We start from the raw sequence: 1565 nt of genomic DNA, 5'->3' as shown, positions 1-1565 counted from the left end.
CGCCGAAACAGCTTCGGCGTTGTAAGGTTAAGCCTCACGGTTCATTAGTATCGGTTAGCTCAACGCATCGCTGCGCTTACACACCCGACCTATCAACGTCGTCGTCTTCAACGTTCCTTCAGGACCCTTAAAGGGTCAGGGAGAACTCATCTCGGGGCAAGTTTCGTGCTTAGATGCTTTCAGCACTTATCTTTTCCGCATTTAGCTACCGGGCAGTGCCATTGGCATGACAACCCGAACACCAGTGATGCGTCCACTCCGGTCCTCTCGTACTAGGAGCAGCCCCCCTCAATTCTCCAGCGCCCACGGCAGATAGGGACCGAACTGTCTCACGACGTTCTAAACCCAGCTCGCGTACCACTTTAAATGGCGAACAGCCATACCCTTGGGACCTACTTCAGCCCCAGGATGTGATGAGCCGACATCGAGGTGCCAAACACCGCCGTCGATATGAACTCTTGGGCGGTATCAGCCTGTTATCCCCGGAGTACCTTTTATCCGTTGAGCGATGGCCCTTCCATTCAGAACCACCGGATCACTATGACCTGCTTTCGCACCTGCTCGAGCCGTCACTCTCGCAGTCAAGCTAGCTTATGCCATTGCACTAACCTCCTGATGTCCGACCAGGATTAGCTAACCTTCGTGCTCCTCCGTTACTCTTTGGGAGGAGACCGCCCCAGTCAAACTACCCACCAGACACTGTCCGCAACCCGGATTACGGGTCTACGTTAGAACACCAGCCATTAAAGGGTGGTATTTCAAGGACGGCTCCACGCAGACTGGCGTCCACGCTTCAAAGCCTCCCACCTATCCTACACATCAAGGACCAGTGTTCAGTGTCAAGCTATAGTAAAGGTTCACGGGGTCTTTCCGTCTTGCCGCGGGTACACTGCATCTTCACAGCGAGTTCAATTTCACTGAGTCTCGGGTGGAGACAGCCTGGCCATCATTACGCCATTCGTGCAGGTCGGAACTTACCCGACAAGGAATTTCGCTACCTTAGGACCGTTATAGTTACGGCCGCCGTTTACCGGGGCTTCGATCAAGAGCTTCGCGTTGCCGCTAACCCCATCAATTAACCTTCCGGCACCGGGCAGGCGTCACACCGTATACGTCCACTTTCGTGTTTGCACAGTGCTGTGTTTTTAATAAACAGTTGCAGCCAGCTGGTATCTTCGACTGATTTCAGCTCCACCCGCAGGGGCTTCACCTACATATCAGCGTGCCTTCTCCCGAAGTTACGGCACCATTTTGCCTAGTTCCTTCACCCGAGTTCTCTCAAGCGCCTTGGTATTCTCTACCTGACCACCTGTGTCGGTTTGGGGTACGATTTCGTGTTACCTGATGCTTAGAGGCTTTTCCTGGAAGCAGGGCATTTGTTACTTCAGCACCGTAGTGCCTCGTCATCACACCTCAGCGTTAATAAACGACCGGATTTACCTAATCGTTCCGCCTACATGCTTAAACCGGGACAACCGTCGCCCGGCTAACATAGCCTTCTCCGTCCCCCCTTCGCAGTAACACCAAGTACAGGAATATTAACCTGTTTCCCATCGACTACGCCT

At 53.3% G+C, this 1565-nt stretch carries 1 rRNA gene; it reads right to left on the bottom strand.

The annotated features are described in order from the left end of the window. Window positions 1-23 precede the first annotated feature (23 nt). Window positions 24-1565, bottom strand: a 23S ribosomal RNA gene (locus SPG90_RS22315); the annotation flags it as partial.

It is taken from the genome of Enterobacter sp. D2 (assembly GCF_034427575.1).
In the GTDB taxonomy this organism is placed as follows: domain Bacteria; phylum Pseudomonadota; class Gammaproteobacteria; order Enterobacterales; family Enterobacteriaceae; genus Enterobacter; species Enterobacter cloacae_M.
This window is presented reverse-complemented; position numbering and strand designations above follow the sequence as displayed.